Annotated in this window: 11 protein-coding genes; 4 read left to right on the top strand and 7 right to left on the bottom strand. The window is 73.1% G+C overall.

Annotated elements, in window-relative coordinates:
- Positions 1-394: 394 nt before the first annotated feature.
- The 5 genes from ACFZCF_RS17650 to ACFZCF_RS17630 all read right to left on the bottom strand — a co-directional run bounded on the left by ACFZCF_RS17650 (position 395) and on the right by ACFZCF_RS17630 (position 4,987).
- On the bottom strand, positions 395-775 hold the full coding sequence (locus ACFZCF_RS17650; protein WP_391287181.1) for a hypothetical protein: 381 nt from the start codon (positions 773-775) through the stop codon (positions 395-397).
- Between the two features lie 246 nt (positions 776-1,021).
- Entirely contained in the window at positions 1,022-1,897 is an 876-nt protein-coding gene (locus ACFZCF_RS17645; protein WP_391287180.1) for an IS982 family transposase, read from the bottom strand.
- Positions 1,898-2,022: 125 nt separating this feature from the next.
- Positions 2,023-2,532, bottom strand: a complete 510-nt coding sequence (locus ACFZCF_RS17640; RefSeq protein ID WP_391287179.1) for a DinB family protein — start codon at positions 2,530-2,532, stop codon at positions 2,023-2,025.
- A gap of 171 nt (positions 2,533-2,703) precedes the next feature.
- Positions 2,704-3,468 (bottom strand): restriction endonuclease, encoded by a 765-nt coding sequence (locus tag ACFZCF_RS17635; RefSeq protein ID WP_391287178.1) that lies wholly within the window; start codon positions 3,466-3,468, stop codon positions 2,704-2,706.
- Between the two features lie 619 nt (positions 3,469-4,087).
- Positions 4,088-4,987, bottom strand: coding sequence for an oxygenase MpaB family protein (locus ACFZCF_RS17630; RefSeq protein WP_391287177.1), 900 nt, complete (start codon positions 4,985-4,987; stop codon positions 4,088-4,090).
- Positions 4,988-5,882: 895 nt separating this feature from the next.
- On the opposite strand from ACFZCF_RS17630, the gene ACFZCF_RS17625 reads away from it, so the two are divergent.
- From ACFZCF_RS17625 to ACFZCF_RS17615, 3 genes are all read left to right on the top strand, one after another.
- Complete coding sequence (locus ACFZCF_RS17625) at positions 5,883-7,064, top strand: glutamate--cysteine ligase (protein WP_391287176.1); 1,182 nt, start codon at positions 5,883-5,885, stop codon at positions 7,062-7,064.
- Positions 7,065-7,282: 218 nt separating this feature from the next.
- The gene (locus ACFZCF_RS17620; protein ID WP_391287175.1) at positions 7,283-9,067 is read left to right on the top strand and encodes an N-acetylglutaminylglutamine amidotransferase; all 1,785 of its coding nucleotides are present in this window, start codon (positions 7,283-7,285) and stop codon (positions 9,065-9,067) included.
- A 548-nt stretch (positions 9,068-9,615) separates the two neighbouring features.
- Positions 9,616-11,769 (top strand): alpha/beta fold hydrolase, encoded by a 2,154-nt coding sequence (locus tag ACFZCF_RS17615; protein ID WP_391287174.1) that lies wholly within the window; start codon positions 9,616-9,618, stop codon positions 11,767-11,769.
- 173 nt (positions 11,770-11,942) lie between these two features.
- Here ACFZCF_RS17615 and ACFZCF_RS17610 read toward each other — a convergent pair whose 3' ends face one another.
- A complete protein-coding gene (locus ACFZCF_RS17610) occupies positions 11,943-12,953 on the bottom strand; it encodes a DNA topoisomerase IB (RefSeq protein WP_391287173.1) in 1,011 nt (336 codons plus the stop codon).
- 415 nt (positions 12,954-13,368) lie between these two features.
- Between ACFZCF_RS17610 and ACFZCF_RS17605 the strand changes: the two genes are divergently transcribed.
- Positions 13,369-14,175, top strand: coding sequence for a class I SAM-dependent methyltransferase (locus ACFZCF_RS17605; RefSeq protein WP_388443845.1), 807 nt, complete (start codon positions 13,369-13,371; stop codon positions 14,173-14,175).
- Between the two features lie 48 nt (positions 14,176-14,223).
- On the opposite strand, the gene ACFZCF_RS17600 is transcribed toward ACFZCF_RS17605, so the two are convergent.
- On the bottom strand, positions 14,224-14,979 hold the full coding sequence (locus ACFZCF_RS17600) for an SDR family oxidoreductase (RefSeq protein ID WP_391287172.1): 756 nt from the start codon (positions 14,977-14,979) through the stop codon (positions 14,224-14,226).
- Positions 14,980-15,013: the final 34 nt, after the last annotated feature.

Genomic DNA, 15,013 nt, shown 5'->3' with positions numbered 1-15,013 from the left:
TGCTACGCCGGGACAGGGGAAGAGGGAGCGCTGAAAGGTGTGAATCGCACGGCACTCGCCTCCTTCCGTTCGTCTCAGGGCGTGACGCCACACAGTACGGGCTCTTCCAGGGGGCCGTCCACGGATTTCCGCGCCCCCCTCGGACTGCGCTGGTCCATAGGTGAGGTCGTCGCCAAGCTCGCCGCCGCCTCAGCCACCACTGGCTTCGAGGCGCTCTCCCCTCATGATGATCACCATGTACGGCCGGAGTGCTGGTCTGCCGCGTAGCGCCCCGTCTGACAGCCGAGTCCAGGGTCGGGTGGCCCGCGCCGCGGTACCGCGTCCACGGCCGGCCACAGCGGGATGGGTACGTCGCACCTACGGAACATCCAAGCGTCCACCGCGTCGGGGGCCCTCAGCTGCCGGGTGACCCGGTCCGGCCGACGCGCAGCGCCCAGAGCACGAGCGGTACTTGGAGAGGAAGCCGGGCCAGTGCCGCCGCCCGAAACGGGGCGGGACGGTGGCGCCAGTCGTACGCCATCTTCACGTTCGCCGGGAACACGGCGGTGAACAGTCCCGCCGCGGCCAGTGCGCCCACGCGCCGTGTGGACGGCGCGGCGATCGCGGCACCGACGGCGATCTCCGCGACGCCGCTGAGGTGGGTCCACGTCCGCGGTGAGCCGGGCAGGGCTCGGGGCACGATGGCGTCGAACTGCCGGGGAGCTGCGAAGTGCGCCACCCCGGCACCGATCAGCAGGCCGCTGAGGATCCGGGTGGACGTCGTGGAAGCGGGCATCTGTCGTCCCTCGTCAGGAGCCGTTCCCTGGAGCGGCACGGCAAGTTACTCCTCAGTATGGCCAAAGGTGCCGGCAAGGGGAACCGCACTCACCGTGACGTCGACCCGAATGAGGACGGAGGTAGGGAGCGTGGCCTGCTTTGAATCGCCAAGATCGGCGAGCAGGTCGGCACCACCCGACGAGGCATGATCACCGCGAGGCGGTGGCCGTCGACCCGTGACACCTAGATGATCGATTCCAAGAGGTCAGTGGTTGTAGGCGGCCAGTGAGCGTAGTACGGGCTGGCTGGTGTGGTCGTTGTGCCAGATCACGGCCGTCAGCGCGAGGATGCGTTGCATGACGCGGGCGATAACACCGCCCGGTGTGCGGCCTCGGTGCTGATCGAGGTCAAGCTGGCCCTTGAAGGTCCCGTTGACCGACTCGATGACCTGCCGCAACGGCTTGAACAGGGGTGCCCCGGCCCGCTCCGGCTCGCCCTTGCGGGCCGGCCTCAGCAACCGGATGTCCTGCTCGGCCAACTGGTCCTCGAAGACGCGGCCGAAGTAGTTCTTGTCGCCGACCAGCGTCTGCCCGGACCGAGCGGCGACCAGTTCCGGTTCGGCGGCGAGCAGGTCCAGCAGGGTCTGGCGTTCGTCGGCCTTGGCCCCGGTCAGGGCGAAGGCGACGGGCAGGCCCTGCAGGGTGCGTACCAGGTGCAGGCACAGACCCCAGAAGAAGCGGCTGTGGCCGGCGCAGTAGCCGTACTCGGCCCATCCGGCCAGGTCGGAGCGCTTGACGGTCTCGCGGGAGTGTCCGCACTCCACCGGCGTGGAGTCCACGATCCAGACGTCATCAATCCATGCAGAGGTGTCGGTTGCCAGTAGCCGGGTCACCCGCCGCAGCAGCTCGGTGGCCTTGCGTAAGTGCCTGTTGTAGCCGGGGTGCTGGGGCAGGTAAGGGAAGAGGTGCCGCGGATGGGCGCGGGCGTGGCGAAGCCACTTGGCCTCGGAGGTGAAGCCCAGCACGGCCTGCATCATGGCGAGCGTGACCAGCTCGGCATCGGTCAGTAGCGGGGCGATCCCGACCGACGGACGCCAGGGCGTCAGGTGCGGTGAGTCCTTCAGCAGGTCGTCGGTCTTCACCTAGGGTGCGGTGGCGAGGGAGTTCAACTCTGTCCTCACACACTGACGTTGGACTCCCCCCTTCCCATCCCGCGGGTGGTTCTCTGGAACGGCTCAGCAGGTGGAGACAGGTGGCCCCTGCGGAATTAGGCGCCCACGGTCCCGTCGACACCTTCACGCAGAAAGTCCGCGTGCCCGTTGTGGCGGCCGTACTCCAGGAGCACGTGCACCATCACCATTCGCAGTGATACCTCCTCGCCCCATCGCGGCTGATACCCGGCCTGGTCCAGGGACTCGGCCTCCCGCTCGATACGGCGCGAGGTCTCCACCTCGGCCTCCCAGGCCACGAACGCCTCGTCTCTGGTCGACGCACTCGCGTCGTACGCCGCCTGGAAGTCGATCTCGTCGGACCAGACCATGGGTGCGTCGTGGTCCTCGAACACTCGACGGAACCAGGCACGCTCCACCTCCGCCATGTGCCGCATCAGACCGAGCAGCGAAAGCGTGGACGGCGGCATCGACTGCTGCCGCAGCTCCTCGTCGGTGAGTCCTTCGCACTTCATGGCGAGGGTGGCGCGGTGGTAGTCGAGGAAAGCCCGCAGCATGTCGCGTTCGCTGCCAAAGTTGGGCGGTCCTATGCGGTTGTCGCTGGTCACTGGTTGTGCTCCTCGTCCGTGCCTGCGCTCAGGGCCAGTATCTACTCCCGTTGACTGTCCCAGAGGAGGGCCGTCAACCGGACCTGGTTGTTCCCTCGGAGATCGCCGAACACAGGAACCGGAAAGGCTCATTGGACCCCGCAGCCGCAACTACCCCTTGGATTCGTTCATCTAGGGCTCCGACGTCACCGCCGCGCTCCGCGTCTGACCCGGCGTCGTCGGCCTGCGGGCGGCCGGCACGGTGTCGGCCGGTTCCGTGGCCGGTACGTCCCACGGGGGCGGCGCGGTCTGGTCCGTCCAGGCGGCCAGCGCATCTCCGTCGAGACAGACGATCCCGCACATGGCGGCGTACTCGGCGGCGGGCGCGGTGAAGGAGCTGGTGGTCACGACGATGGCCACGTCGGCCTCGTGGACGGTGAAGCAGGTGCCCCCGAACCGCTGGAGGTCCTGCGAGCCGACGCGGTTGTCCTGTGCGTAGTGCTTGCACTGGAGGACGAGGCGTCGGCCGTCGGCCGTGACCGCGAGCACGTCGGCGCCCAGGTCGCCGGCGCCTCCGACGACTTCCACGGCGGTGCACCCGTCCCGCGCGCAGAGTGCGGCGACGGTGTGCTCGAAGCCGTCGGCGTCGACCGCCGCGTGGTCCAAGGCCTCGGATCCGAGGCCGGGTACCTCGGCGGTGGCGGGCGGGGGAACGCTCGGCGCACCCTCTGGCGCCCCCGCGAACGCCGCCCGCCTTCTGGCCGCGGCCAGCCCCGCGACGAGCGCGCCGAGGACACAGAGCCCCACGACGACGGCGACCGCGACGTGTGCGGTCTTGACGAGAAGACCCAGGCCGCCGACGCCTATCCCCACGAGCCCGAGCGCCAGCAGCAGGTCGCGCCCGAACCGCCCCCGGCCCCGCCGCCTCACGTCCGCACCCGCTCGCGTGGTCCTCATCCGGCCCCTCCCTCGTACGCCGACGGCTTCCCCCATACCCGCCTGTAGGAATGCCGGATGTCCGTGAACACCCACCTCAAACGCCGGACTCGTTGTGGGCGGTCTCCGCCGCAGGGCCGGGTGTGCCGCAGAGCGCACGCCCACGCCCGCGGGCACCAGGTGTACTCCCCGGGGCGGACGTTGCTGCCGTCACGCCACCTTGGGGGAGGGGAGACCCGCAGCGGTGGCCGCGGGGGCGGGGCGGGGGCGTTCGGAGTCGCCTGGGGAGTACACCTGGTGCCCGAGGGCGTGGGCGTGCGTCTGGGGGACGCCGAGGAAAGGGTCTGCGGCCCACCCCCAGGCCAGGCAGCGCGGACCTGCGGCCCTGCGTCTGCGGCCGTTCCCGCCGAGCGTGCTGGTTCACACGCCTCCAGGGGCCGCGCCGGATCACCGACCCCACCTGCGCCCCCACGGCCGACGCCTTGCGGCCGGCCAGGGGCGTTTCCGCCCGGGAGCTCGTCGACGCCGGGGTGGCTCCCAGCTCCACGAGCGGCTGCGCCCGGCCGGCCCCCGGCCGGGGCCGGTTCTCAGGAGCGGCGATCCGTGGCCCGATGTCACGGCTCCGGCCGGATCGCCCCGCTCAGGGGGACGGCGGCACGTACGGGGGTGCCTCCTCGACGGGGACCGCGGTCGTCGCCCAGCGGATCGCTGCGGTGATCGCTCGGCCACCCGGGCGGGCGACCGGCAGGAGGAGGCGCGTGGCCAGGGGCAGATCGATGGCGGACCGGGCCCACGGCGGGAGCAGCTCCGCCGCCGCCGCGGCGAGCAGGGAGTACGGGAGCAGCACGGGGCGCGGCAGCGGAGGGTCGGCCAGCAGGTAACGCGCCGTGGCGCGCGACTCCGCCGTGGCCCGCAACTCCGGCCGGTAGCGGACGAGGCACTTCACCAGCTCGTCACGGGTCTCCGGCGGGCGCGTCACTCCGAGCCGCCGTGCGACGTGTGCCATGTCGGCCACGTAGCCGTCCAGCCCCTCCCGATCCAGCGGGTGCCGGCCGTACCGCTGGTGGGCCCGGAGGAAGCAGTAGGCCTCGGCGGCGTGCACCCAGGTGAGGAGGTGGGGATCGGAGGCGCGGTACGGCACGCCGTCCGGTGATGTTCCGGCGACCTGTTCGTGCACCCTGCGTACCCGCTGCACCGCGTGTTCGGCGTCCTCGCTCGTGCCGAAGGTGGTCACGGCGAGGAAGGTGCTGGTGCGCTGGAGCCGACCCCAGGGGTCCCCCTGGAACCCGGAGTGGGCCGCGACGGCCGCCATCGCTTCGGGGTGGAGTGACTGGAGCAGCAGCGCGGCCAGGCCGCCTATGTACATGGACGCGTCCCCGTGCACGACCCGCACGGGCCGCTCGGGGGGGAACCATCGGGGCCCGGGCGTCCCGTGGATGCGGGCACGCTTCTCATGTGCCGTCGGACCCGCGACCCGGTGCAGCAGCGCCTCACCGGCTCGTCGCCGCAGTCCCGGCACACCATGGGTCGGAAGGGTCACACCTCCAGTATGTCGTCGACCGCCGGTCGCGGAAGAGCTTCGGACGGGCCGGTGCCTTGAGGCGCAGGCGGCTGTCGGTTGCCAGCCGGACAGTTGCTCCTCCCGCGCGGCACCCGGGCGCGGAACGTTGCGCAGTCGACGCAGTCGGCGCAGTTCGCCTCCGTGGCCTCTGTGGCCTCCGTGGATCCGGGCCCGGCCGCCGGCCGGTACGGGTCCTGCCTCCGAAGGCCGTACGCCGGTCGGGCGGCCCCAGCTTCGGCCCTACGAACCCCTGAGCACCCCTGCGGCCCGAGGCCCCAGAGGCCCCCGGGCTTGGGGCGCGCCCCATCGACCGCCTCCGTGGAGACGTCGTCAGCCCGGGCCGGCACGGGCGCGACCTCACAGGCCGGGACGGCGGCCGATCAGCCGAAGGCGCTGGTCGGTCGCTCGGTACGGACCAGCTGCGCCCCGCGCGCTTCGTCGGGCAGCGTGGGGGCAGCGTTCTGCCCCAGGCAGCCCGGTGGGCCGGGCGTCCCCACCGTCGTGCCTCACCGCCCCTGACACCCCCGCCCCGGCTGCGGAGTGTCGACGCGCGACCGACGCGCATGACGTGCCGGAGACGGCTGGGGCGGTGGGTGGGTTAACCCTGCGTTCCCGGCGCCTACGTCCCGCGATGTGCGCGCCGTCGGCGTGCACAGGCCCACACCCCCGAGACCCCCGCCGCGAGCCTCGCCGCAAGGCAAGCGCAGTCCCGCCACACGACGCTGCGCCGTACCGCTCTCCCGAGCTTGTGAAACCACAAACGTGCAGGCGGGCATGGTTCCGCCGGAGCAGGGCAGGCGCTCCCACATCAAGGCGCCCCGGTGACAGCCGGGGCCCGCCGCAAGAGATCTCCGCCAGACCACAGGGAGCCACCGTGACCGTCAGAATCGGGGTCGAGGAAGAGTTTCACGTGATCGACATCGAGAGCGGGGAACTCGTCCCACGCGCCGCCGCCGTCCTCCACCGTCTGGCACCGCACGGCGACGCCTTCGCCACCGAGCTGCCCCAGTCCGTGGTGGAGTCGAACAGCGGCGTGCACTCCACGCTCGACGGCCTGCTGAAGGACCTGAAGACCACCCGGAAACAGCTCGACCGGGCCGCTTCGGGCCTGGGCCTCGCCGTCGCGGCCGCCGGCACGATGCCGCTCGCCAGGCCCGAGGCCGTACCGACGGCCCTCGACCCGCGCTACCGGCGCATGACCGCGGAGTACCGCCGTCTCGCCGACGAGCAGCTGATCTGCGGCGCCCACGTCCACGCCGACATACCCGACCGCGACACCGCGGTCCGCGCCATGTGCGTCGTCGCCCCCTGGCTGCCGCCCCTCCTCGCCCTCTCGGCGAGTTCGCCGTACTGGCTCGGCGAGGACACCGGGTACGCGAGCTGGCGCACCATGGTCTGGCAGCGCTGGCCCACCGCCGGGCCGCCCGGATGCTTCACCGGCGCGGACGACTACGACCGCGCCGTCGACGGCCTCGTCGCCTCCGGCGTCATCAGCGACCCCGGCATGATCTACTACGACGTCCGCCCCTCCGCCCACCTTCCGACGCTGGAACTGCGCATCGCGGACGCCTGCCCGCGTGTCGAGACCACGGTGCTGGTCGCCGCGCTCTTCCGGGCCCTCGTGGTGGACGCCGTCGCCCACATCGAGCGGCACGGCAGGTCCGGATGCGACGGTCACCACGAGTGGCTGCGGGCCGCCACCTGGCGCGCCGCCCGGTCCGGCCTCGAAGGCGAACTCGTCGACCCGGCCACCCGCCTCCCCGCACCCGCCCCGACCGTTCTGCGGGGCATGCTCCGGCGGCTCCGGCCCGCTCTGGAGAGCTGCGGCGACTGGGAGACGGTCCGCTCCCTCACGGAGGAGACGCTCGCCCGCGGCACCGCCGCACGGCGGGTGCGGGAGCAGGCGTACGGCGGGGACCTCCTCGCGGCCGTGGACCACCTCGCCGCGGAGACCCGGGGCGCCTACCGCCGGCCTTCCGACGGCCACTCCGCGTCCCGAGCCACCGGTACGGCACCGGCGCTCCCCGAGGAGCGGAAGACCGCGGGCATTCCCTGAGACCGAGCCGGGCCGGGCCATGCCGAGCCAGGCTGGGCCGGGCCGGATCGGACCGGGCCCAGCCACGCGAAACCCCACCACGCCATTCCAAACCCTGACCCACGCCGTGCGCGCCTCCAGCGCGCCACGACCTGAGAAGCCTGAGGAGCCACCATGCGAGATACCGCCCTTCCCCGCGCCGCCGTCGGCGGCGCCCGCCCGGCCCCGGGAGGTCGCCCGTGTGCGGCCTGAGCGGGGAGATCCGCTTCGACGGCGGACGACCGGACATCGCGGCGGTCGAGCGCATGAGCGACCGCCTGGCGGCTCGGGGACCCGACGGCCACGGACTGTGGTCGCTCGGCTCTATAGCTCTCGGACACCGGCGACTGAAGATCATCGACCTGTCCGAGCGCGCCGCGCAGCCCATGACCGACAGCGACGCCGGACTGACCTGTGTGTTCAACGGTTGCATCTACAACTACCAGCAGCTCCGTGAGGAACTCCGCGGCCTCGGCCACCGGTTCGACACCACCTCCGACACCGAGGTCGTCCTCAAGGCGTACCGCCAGTGGGGCAACGACTTCGTCTCCCACCTGGTCGGCATGTTCGCCGTCGCGCTGGCCGAGCACCGTACCGGCAGGCTCGTCCTCGCCCGCGACCGCCTCGGCATCAAGCCCCTCTATCTCGCCGCCTCGCCCGGACGGCTGCGCTTCGCCTCGACCCTCCCGGCGCTCCTCGCCGGCGGCGGCGTCGACACCTCCCTCGACCCCGTCGCCCTGCACCACTACATGAGCATGCAGTCGACGGTGCCCGCGCCGCGGACCGTCCTCGCCGGCGTACGCAAACTGCCGCCCGCGACCGTCCGCGTCGTGGAACCCGACGGCACGCACCGCGACATCGTGTACTGGCAGCCCGACTACACCCGCCGCTCCGAGTTCTCCGGCATGAACGCGGACGACTGGCGGGACGCCGTCCTCGACTCGCTCCGGACCGCGGTGCGCCGCCGGATGGTCGCCGACGTCCCGGTGGGCGTCCTGCTCTCCGGAGGGCTCGACTCCAGCCTCATCGTCGCCCTGCTCGCCGAGGAGGGACAGCGGGACCTCGCCACGTTCAGCGTGGGCTTCGAGTCGGAAGCGGGCGAGGAGGGCGACGAGTTCCGCTACTCCGATCTGGTCGCCCGGCACTTCGAGACCGCCCACCACCAGCTCATGGTGCCCTCGGACCGGGTCTCGACCGCCCTGGACGGCGCGGTGCGGGCCATGAGCGAGCCGATGACCAGCCATGACGTCGTCGCCTTCCACCTCCTGTCCGAACTGGTGGCGAAGGAGGTCAGCGTCGTCCAGAGCGGGCAGGGCGCGGACGAGGTGTTCGCCGGTTACCACTGGTACCCCGCCCTGGCCGCGACCGACCGCGCCGGCGAGCCCGACCGGTACGCCGAGGTGTACTTCGACCGGCCGCACGCCGAACTGGCGCGCATCCTCCAGCCGCACTTCCTCCTCGACCACGACGCCTCCCGCGCGTTCGTCGAGGCCCACATGGCGACACCCGGCGCCGAGACCGCGCTGGACGCCGCGCTCCGCACGGAGACGCACGTCATGCTGGTCGACGACCCGGTCAAGAGGGTGGACAACATGACGATGGACTGGGGCCTGGAAGCCCGCGTGCCCTTCCTCGACCACGAACTCGTCGAACTCGCCGCCGCGTGCCCGCCGGAACTCAAACTGGCCGACGGAGGCAAGGGCGTCCTCAAGGACGCCGGCCGTACGGTCCTGCCGCGCGACATCGTCGACCGGCCCAAGGGGTACTTCCCCGTTCCGGCCATCCGCCAGATGGCCGCCCCGGTCCGTGACCGCGTACGGGACGCCCTGTCGTCGCCCTCGGCCCGCGCCCGCGGCATCTTCCGGGACGACTACGTCGCCGCGCTCCTGGAGGCGCCGGAGGAGCACCGGACGAACCGGGGCGCGAACGCCCTGTGGCAAGTAGCTTTGCTGGAGATATGGCTGCAGACGCACGGAATCGACTGATGGATGACCACCTCCCGGCGGCGGAAGGCCACCTTTCGGACGTGGAACGTGACCGCGGGGCGGAGCAAGGCCACCGGAGGGCGGCGGAGGCAGCGGATGTAGCCGCCGCCCGGCCGGAGGCCGACGGCCCGCGAAGTGCCGACCGCTCCCGAAGTGTCGACGGCTCCCGAGCGGCCGACCGCCCCCGACGGCCGGCGGAGGAGGGCCACGCCCGACCGGAACAGGCCCGCCCGCAGCCGGAAGGGGGCCGCCCCCGGCAGGCAGAGGGCAACCCCCGGCAGGGAGGGGGCAGCCCCGGGTTGGAGGGGGCCGGCCCTGGGCCGGAACGGGCCCGCCCTCGGGCGGAAGAGGCCCGCCTTCGGCAGGCAGAGGGCAGCCCCAGGCTGCAAGGGGCCCGCCATAGGTCGCAGGGGGTCCGCCCCCGGCCGGAGGCGGACCGCCCGAGGGGTGCCGACCGGCGCCCCTGGGCGGGCGGCCACCCCTCCTCCGCCCCGGCCGCCCAGGCGCTGGCCGACCTCGCGGGCCCGGTCGAGACGGCACCGGGCCTGGTGGCCCACGCCTGCTGGTACCCCACCGGGGATCCCCGCGGCGAGCACGTCGCCTTCATCTGCGACCGGGGCGGCAGCCCGCAGCTGTGGACCGCGCCGGTGGACAGCCCGGAGGCACGGCTTCTGGACGCCGGACCCGACCACGTCATCGAGGTGGCCTGGTCTCCGGACGGCCGCTGGATCGCGTACACCACCGCCCCCGGCGGCAGCGGTCACACCCGGGTCCTCTGCGTACGCCCCGACGGCACCGGCCGCCGCGTCATCGCGGGCGCCGAACCCGGCACCTCGGCCTACCTGGGCTGCTGGGCCCGCGACGGTTCGGCCCTCGCGGTGACGATCGCCCAGCCCGTGGGCGCGCCCGTCGAGCAGCCGGGCGAACGGCCCCCGGGCTGGACCGAGCGCGACGGGCACGCCACGCTCCTCGACGCCGGCCCCGGAGCCGAACCGGGCTCCGGCCTCGGCTCCGATCCCGGCTTCGGCTCTGGCTTCAGCGTCGGCTTCCGCCCCGCTCCCCACCCTGCCCCGGGCTTGGGCCCCGCTTCCCACCCCGTCCCGGGCTTCGGCCCTCACCCCAACCCCAGCACCACCCCCACCCCCACTCCCACCTCCGCCCCTACGCCCGCCCCCGTCCTCGGACGGACGGTCGGCCCGGCACGCGTCCGTGACCGGCTCAGCGCCTACCTCGTCGATCCCGACGGGGTGCGCGCCCCTGTCCTCCTGACGGAGGAGGACGAGGCGGCGACCCTGCGGGCCTGCGACCTCAGCCCCGACGGCAGCCTCGCCCTGCTGCGGCGAGGGCCGCGCGGTCGGCGCGAGGCCGTGGTGGTCCGCGTCGCGGACCGCACACCCTTGTGCGTCCTCCCGGTCGCCGACGGCGACCCGTGGATCGGCCGCTTCTCCGACGACGCGCGGACGGTGTGGCTGCGCAGCGACCGCGACCGGGAGTTCGCCGCCCTCCTGGCCCTGAGCCTGGACGCGCGGGGAAGGCGCACCGACCTGCGTGTCGTGGCCGAGCGGGACGGCCACGATCTCGAACACCTCACCTTCCTGGACGCCGGTCGCGCCGCCCTCGCCTGGAACGTCGAGGGCACCAGCGAGGTGGAGACCACCGTCCTTCCCGACCACGCACCCCCAACGCCGACGGGAAACGGAAGCACTTCACCGGCGCCCCCGGCAGCCCCACCCGTACCGCCCCGGGCGGTGGAGCTGCCCCACGAGGTGGTGACCCGGCTGGCTCCGGCAGGACCGTACGGCATGCTCGTCGCCCAGTCCGGGTCCCAGCGGCGGCCGGGCGTCTGGTACGTGCCCGGCGCCGCGCCGCCGACCCGTACGCCCTGGTCGGCACGCGACACCGACACCGTGCCCCCCGGGCCGGCCCCGGTCCGACCGGTGCCGCTGCGCCCCACGGGCCGGGACGGGCTCCGGCTGGCCGGCTGGTACCACCGCGCCCCGGGCCGCGCGCCCGGCGAACCGGCACCCTGCGTCATCCATCTGCACGGCGGCCCGGAGGAACAGGAGCGTCCGGTCTTCCAGCCGCTGTACCACGAGCTGACCGGCCGGGGGCTCGATGTCTTCGCGCCCGACGTCAGGGGCTCCTCCGGCTGGGGCCGCACCTTCCGCGACGCCGACCTGGGAGAGGGGCGGTTCTCCGCTATCGACGACGTGGCCGAGTGCGTGGCGCACATCATCGGCCGGGGGCTGGCCGACCCCCGCCGGCTGGCCGTCATGGGCCACTCGTACGGCGGCTACCTCACCCTCGCCTCCCTCGTCTGGCACCCCGAGCTGTTCCGCACGGGCGTCACGGTGTGCGGCATGTCCGACTTCGCCACCTTCTTCGCCGGTACGGAGCCGTGGCTGGCGGAGTCGGCCGCGCACAAGTACGGCCACCCGGACCGGGACCTGGCCCTGCTCCGCGCCCTCTCGCCGATGAGCCGCGTCGACGCCCTGCGCGTCCCGCTGCTCGCCGTCCACGGCGAACACGACACGAACGTGCCGCCCCGCGAGTCCGAACAGATCGTCCGCGCCGCCCGAGCACGCGGCCTGGAGGCGAAACTCCTGCTGCTGCGCGGCGAGGGCCACGACTTCCGTCGAGCCGACAGCCGCCGCCTGTTCCGCCGATCGGCGGCCGACTGGATCCAGCGCCACCTCACCTGAGGACGACGGCACCCGCCCCACCCGCCGTACCCGACAGGAACCGTTCCCCCAACCCCGGCCACCCACCTCCACGTCAACCTCCACGCCTACGGCGCGTCCGCGCGGCCTGCCCCGCACCGTGCTCCGTTCCTTCCGGGGCCGTACGCCTCCCGTACGGGAGGCGACCTCGCCGCTCAGGTGAGGAGGCGCAGCACCGCCCGCTCCACCGGGCCCCTGGTCGCCGGGTGTCCGTAGCCGCCGTCCTCACCCAGACGGCGCAGGGCGGGGGCCACGGTGACGCCCTCCTCGAAGCGTTCGATGACGAGCGGGTCGATGTAGGAGGCCCGGCAGACCGCCGGGGTGTTGCCGAGGTACTCGCTGACCTCGCGGACGGCCCGGCGGACCGCCTTCGCGCGCGCCGCACGGGACTTCCGCGCCACCGGCTGCGAAACGGCGAGCGCGACGGCGGCGAGAACGGTGGCGTGCCAGGTGCGGAAGTCCTTGGCGGTGATGTCCCGCCCCGAGTTCTCCCGCAGGTACGCGTTGAGTTCCTCGGCCCGGAGGTCGTGCCAGGCGCCGTCCTCCCAGTAGGCGAACAGCCGGGGGCCGCCGTTGCGGCGCGCCAGCAGCATGCGGACCACCTGATAGGCGGGCTCGTCCACGAGGGTGTGGTGCTGCCGGCGACCCGACTTGGCCGGATAGCCGAGGCAGATCTCCCCGCCCGAGCAGGAGGCGTGCTCGCGCAGCAGGGGCGTGAGGCCGTACGAGGCGTTGTCCCGCAGATGCCGTTCGCCGCCGATCCGGAAGAAGCCCAGGTCGAGGAGGCGCGCCGCGCAGGCGAGCACCCGTTCCCGGCAGAGACCGCGCCGGGCGAGGTCACGCTCGACTGCCCGGCGCAGCAGTGGCAGCCCGCGCGCGACCTGCCGCACGTGCGTGTGCTTCGCCTCCTCCCGCCGGCGCCGGAACTCCGCGTGGTACAGGTACTGCCGCCGGCCCGCCGCGTCCGTGCCCACGGCCTGGATGTGCCCGTTGGCCCAGGGGCAGATCCACACGTCCCGCCAGGCGGGAGGGATGACGAGCGCGACGACCCTGGCCTGGTCCTCCGCGCCCAGCGGAGCGCCCGTGGCATCGAGATAGCGGAAGCCGCGGCCGTGGCGGACCCGCCGCCAGCCGGGCCGGTCCGGATCGCTCGTCCTGAGCCGCATCCTTCCACTATGACGCGGGCGGACGGCACGGCCCTGCGGCGAGGGGCCGACTGGGTCAGTAGCAGCGGGCAAAGGTCCAAGGCCCGCACGTGCCCCCTCGGCAGGTACTCCGAACAACCGCGTCCCGTCCCGTCCTGTGCGCCCCTGGCCGACCTGGCTCACGGCCACGCCGGCAGGTACCCCGAACACCAGGCCCACGGCCCTCCCGGCGGGTGACCCGAACAGCGACGTGCCGCGGACCCGGCCCCTGGTGAACGGGGGCCGCAGGCAGGGGAAGCCGCCGCCTGACGAGGGTCGGGCGCGGTACGCACACCCCGTCGCCTCCCGACTCGGCCGGTGGTGGCGCCGTCGACACGATGGTTCCCGGCCGCCACACTTGCCGTGGAGGTGACGCCCTGTGGCGGAGTCAGTGGAAATGCGGGACACGGTCCGGGAGACGTACGGGCCGACCGACCTCAGCTCGGTCCCGGTGTTCGCCGGCGGTTTCATCAATTTCGGGTTCTGGAGCTCGATCGACCTCGCCGGGCCGCTCTCGGTCGACGACCGTATCCGCAGCCAGCAGGACATGTACCGACACGTGCTCGACGCCGCGGGACCGATCGCCGGCAGGCGGCTGCTCGAGGTCGGCTGCGGGCTCGGCGTCGGGTGCGCCCTGGCGCTGCGCGAGTACGACCCGGCGCACATCACGGGCATGGACATCCACCCGCAGCAGCTGGACCGTGCCCGCCGGGCCAACGCGGCGCTGCTGGAGGCCTCTCCGCGGAAACTCCGGTTCGAGCAGGGTGCGGCGGAGCGGATGCCCTTCGGGGACGGCGAGTTCGACCGCGTCCACAGCGTCGAGGCCGCCCAGCACTTCGACGACCTGGTCGCCTTCGCCCGCGAGACCGCCCGGGTCCTTGCGCCCGGCGGGCGGGTCGCCGTCGCGAGCTTCTTCACCCCCGACGACGATCCGGCCCACGGCGGCCGCCTCGCCGACCTCCTCGACACGTACGCCGACGGCCTGGACATCGCCCGCCCCGTCACCCTTCTGACGGACGCGTTCACCCGGGCGGGCCTGACGGACGCGCGGGCCGACTCCATCGGTCCGGAGGTGTGGGAGGGCTGGGACCGCTGGCTGTCGGACCAGTGGAAACCGGGCACCTGGCCCCGCAACTTCCTGAAGGCCCACCAGGAGGGCACTCTGGACTACTACGTCGTCACGGCCGCTCGCCCCGAGTCCTGACCCCCGACCGGGACGGACACGTACGTCCGCCACCGCGTCGACCAGGCCTCAGCGGTGGGGTACGGAGCCGACCAGGCCGCCGTCGACCACCAGGTCCTGGCCGGTGATGTACGACGCGTCGTCGGAGGCGAGGAAAGCGACGGCGGCGGCGACCTGGTCGGCATGGCCGACGGCGCCGAGCGGCACCTGGGCCGCGTTGTGGGCATCGGCCTCGGGACCGGTGGTGGCGGCGCGGTACATGTCGGTGTCGATGTATCCGGGGCTGACGGAGTTGACGCGGATGCCGCGCGGCGCCAGGTCGGAGCCGAGCGTGCGGGCCAGGTTGTGGACGGCGGCCTTGGTCGCCGAGTAGACGGAGGCGACGGGGAGGCCGCGGTAGAGGGTCCAGGAGGCGTTGAGGACGACCGCGCCGCCGTCCTTCAGCAGCGGCAGCGCCTTCTGGACGGTGAAGAAAACGCCTTTGCAGTTGACGTCGACGGAGTGGTCGAAATCGGCTTCGGTGAGGTCGGCGCTGGGCTTGAAGACGCCGGTGCCGGCGTTGGCGAAGACGACGTCCAGGCTGCCCCGCCAGGTCTCCAGGCGACGCATCAGCACATCCAGATCGGCCAGAACCGCGGCATCGGCGCGGACAGTCAACAGCCGTTCCGACGCGTCGAGTTCCGCCGCTGCCTTGGCGAGCCGGGCCTCGTCGCGCCCGGTGATGGCGACGTGGGCGCCCTCGTCGAGAAGGCGGCGCGCGGTCGCGAGGCCCATGCCCGAGGTGCCGCCGGTGATCAGAACCGTGTGGTCGGTGAATCGCTGCATGCGGACGATCCTCCGGCGTCGGGCGGAGGATCGG

It is taken from the genome of Streptomyces sp. NPDC007945 (assembly GCF_042958885.1).
Lineage (GTDB): Bacteria > Actinomycetota > Actinomycetes > Streptomycetales > Streptomycetaceae > Streptomyces.
The sequence above is the reverse complement of the archived record's forward strand: the minus strand, read 5'-3'. Positions and strand labels throughout refer to the sequence as shown.

Bases quoted from the DNA above. Each gene is read 5' to 3' on its own strand.
- ACFZCF_RS17650 (WP_391287181.1), bottom strand. From the start codon at position 775: ATGCCCGCTTCCACGACGTCCACCCGGATCCTCAGCGGCCTGCTGATC.
- ACFZCF_RS17635 (WP_391287178.1), bottom strand. From the start codon at position 3,468: ATGAGGACCACGCGAGCGGGTGCGGACGTGAGGCGGCGGGGCCGGGGG.
- ACFZCF_RS17610 (WP_391287173.1), bottom strand. From the start codon at position 12,953: ATGCGGCTCAGGACGAGCGATCCGGACCGGCCCGGCTGGCGGCGGGTC.
- ACFZCF_RS17605 (WP_388443845.1), top strand. From the start codon at position 13,369: ATGCGGGACACGGTCCGGGAGACGTACGGGCCGACCGACCTCAGCTCG.
- ACFZCF_RS17600 (WP_391287172.1), bottom strand. From the start codon at position 14,979: ATGCAGCGATTCACCGACCACACGGTTCTGATCACCGGCGGCACCTCG.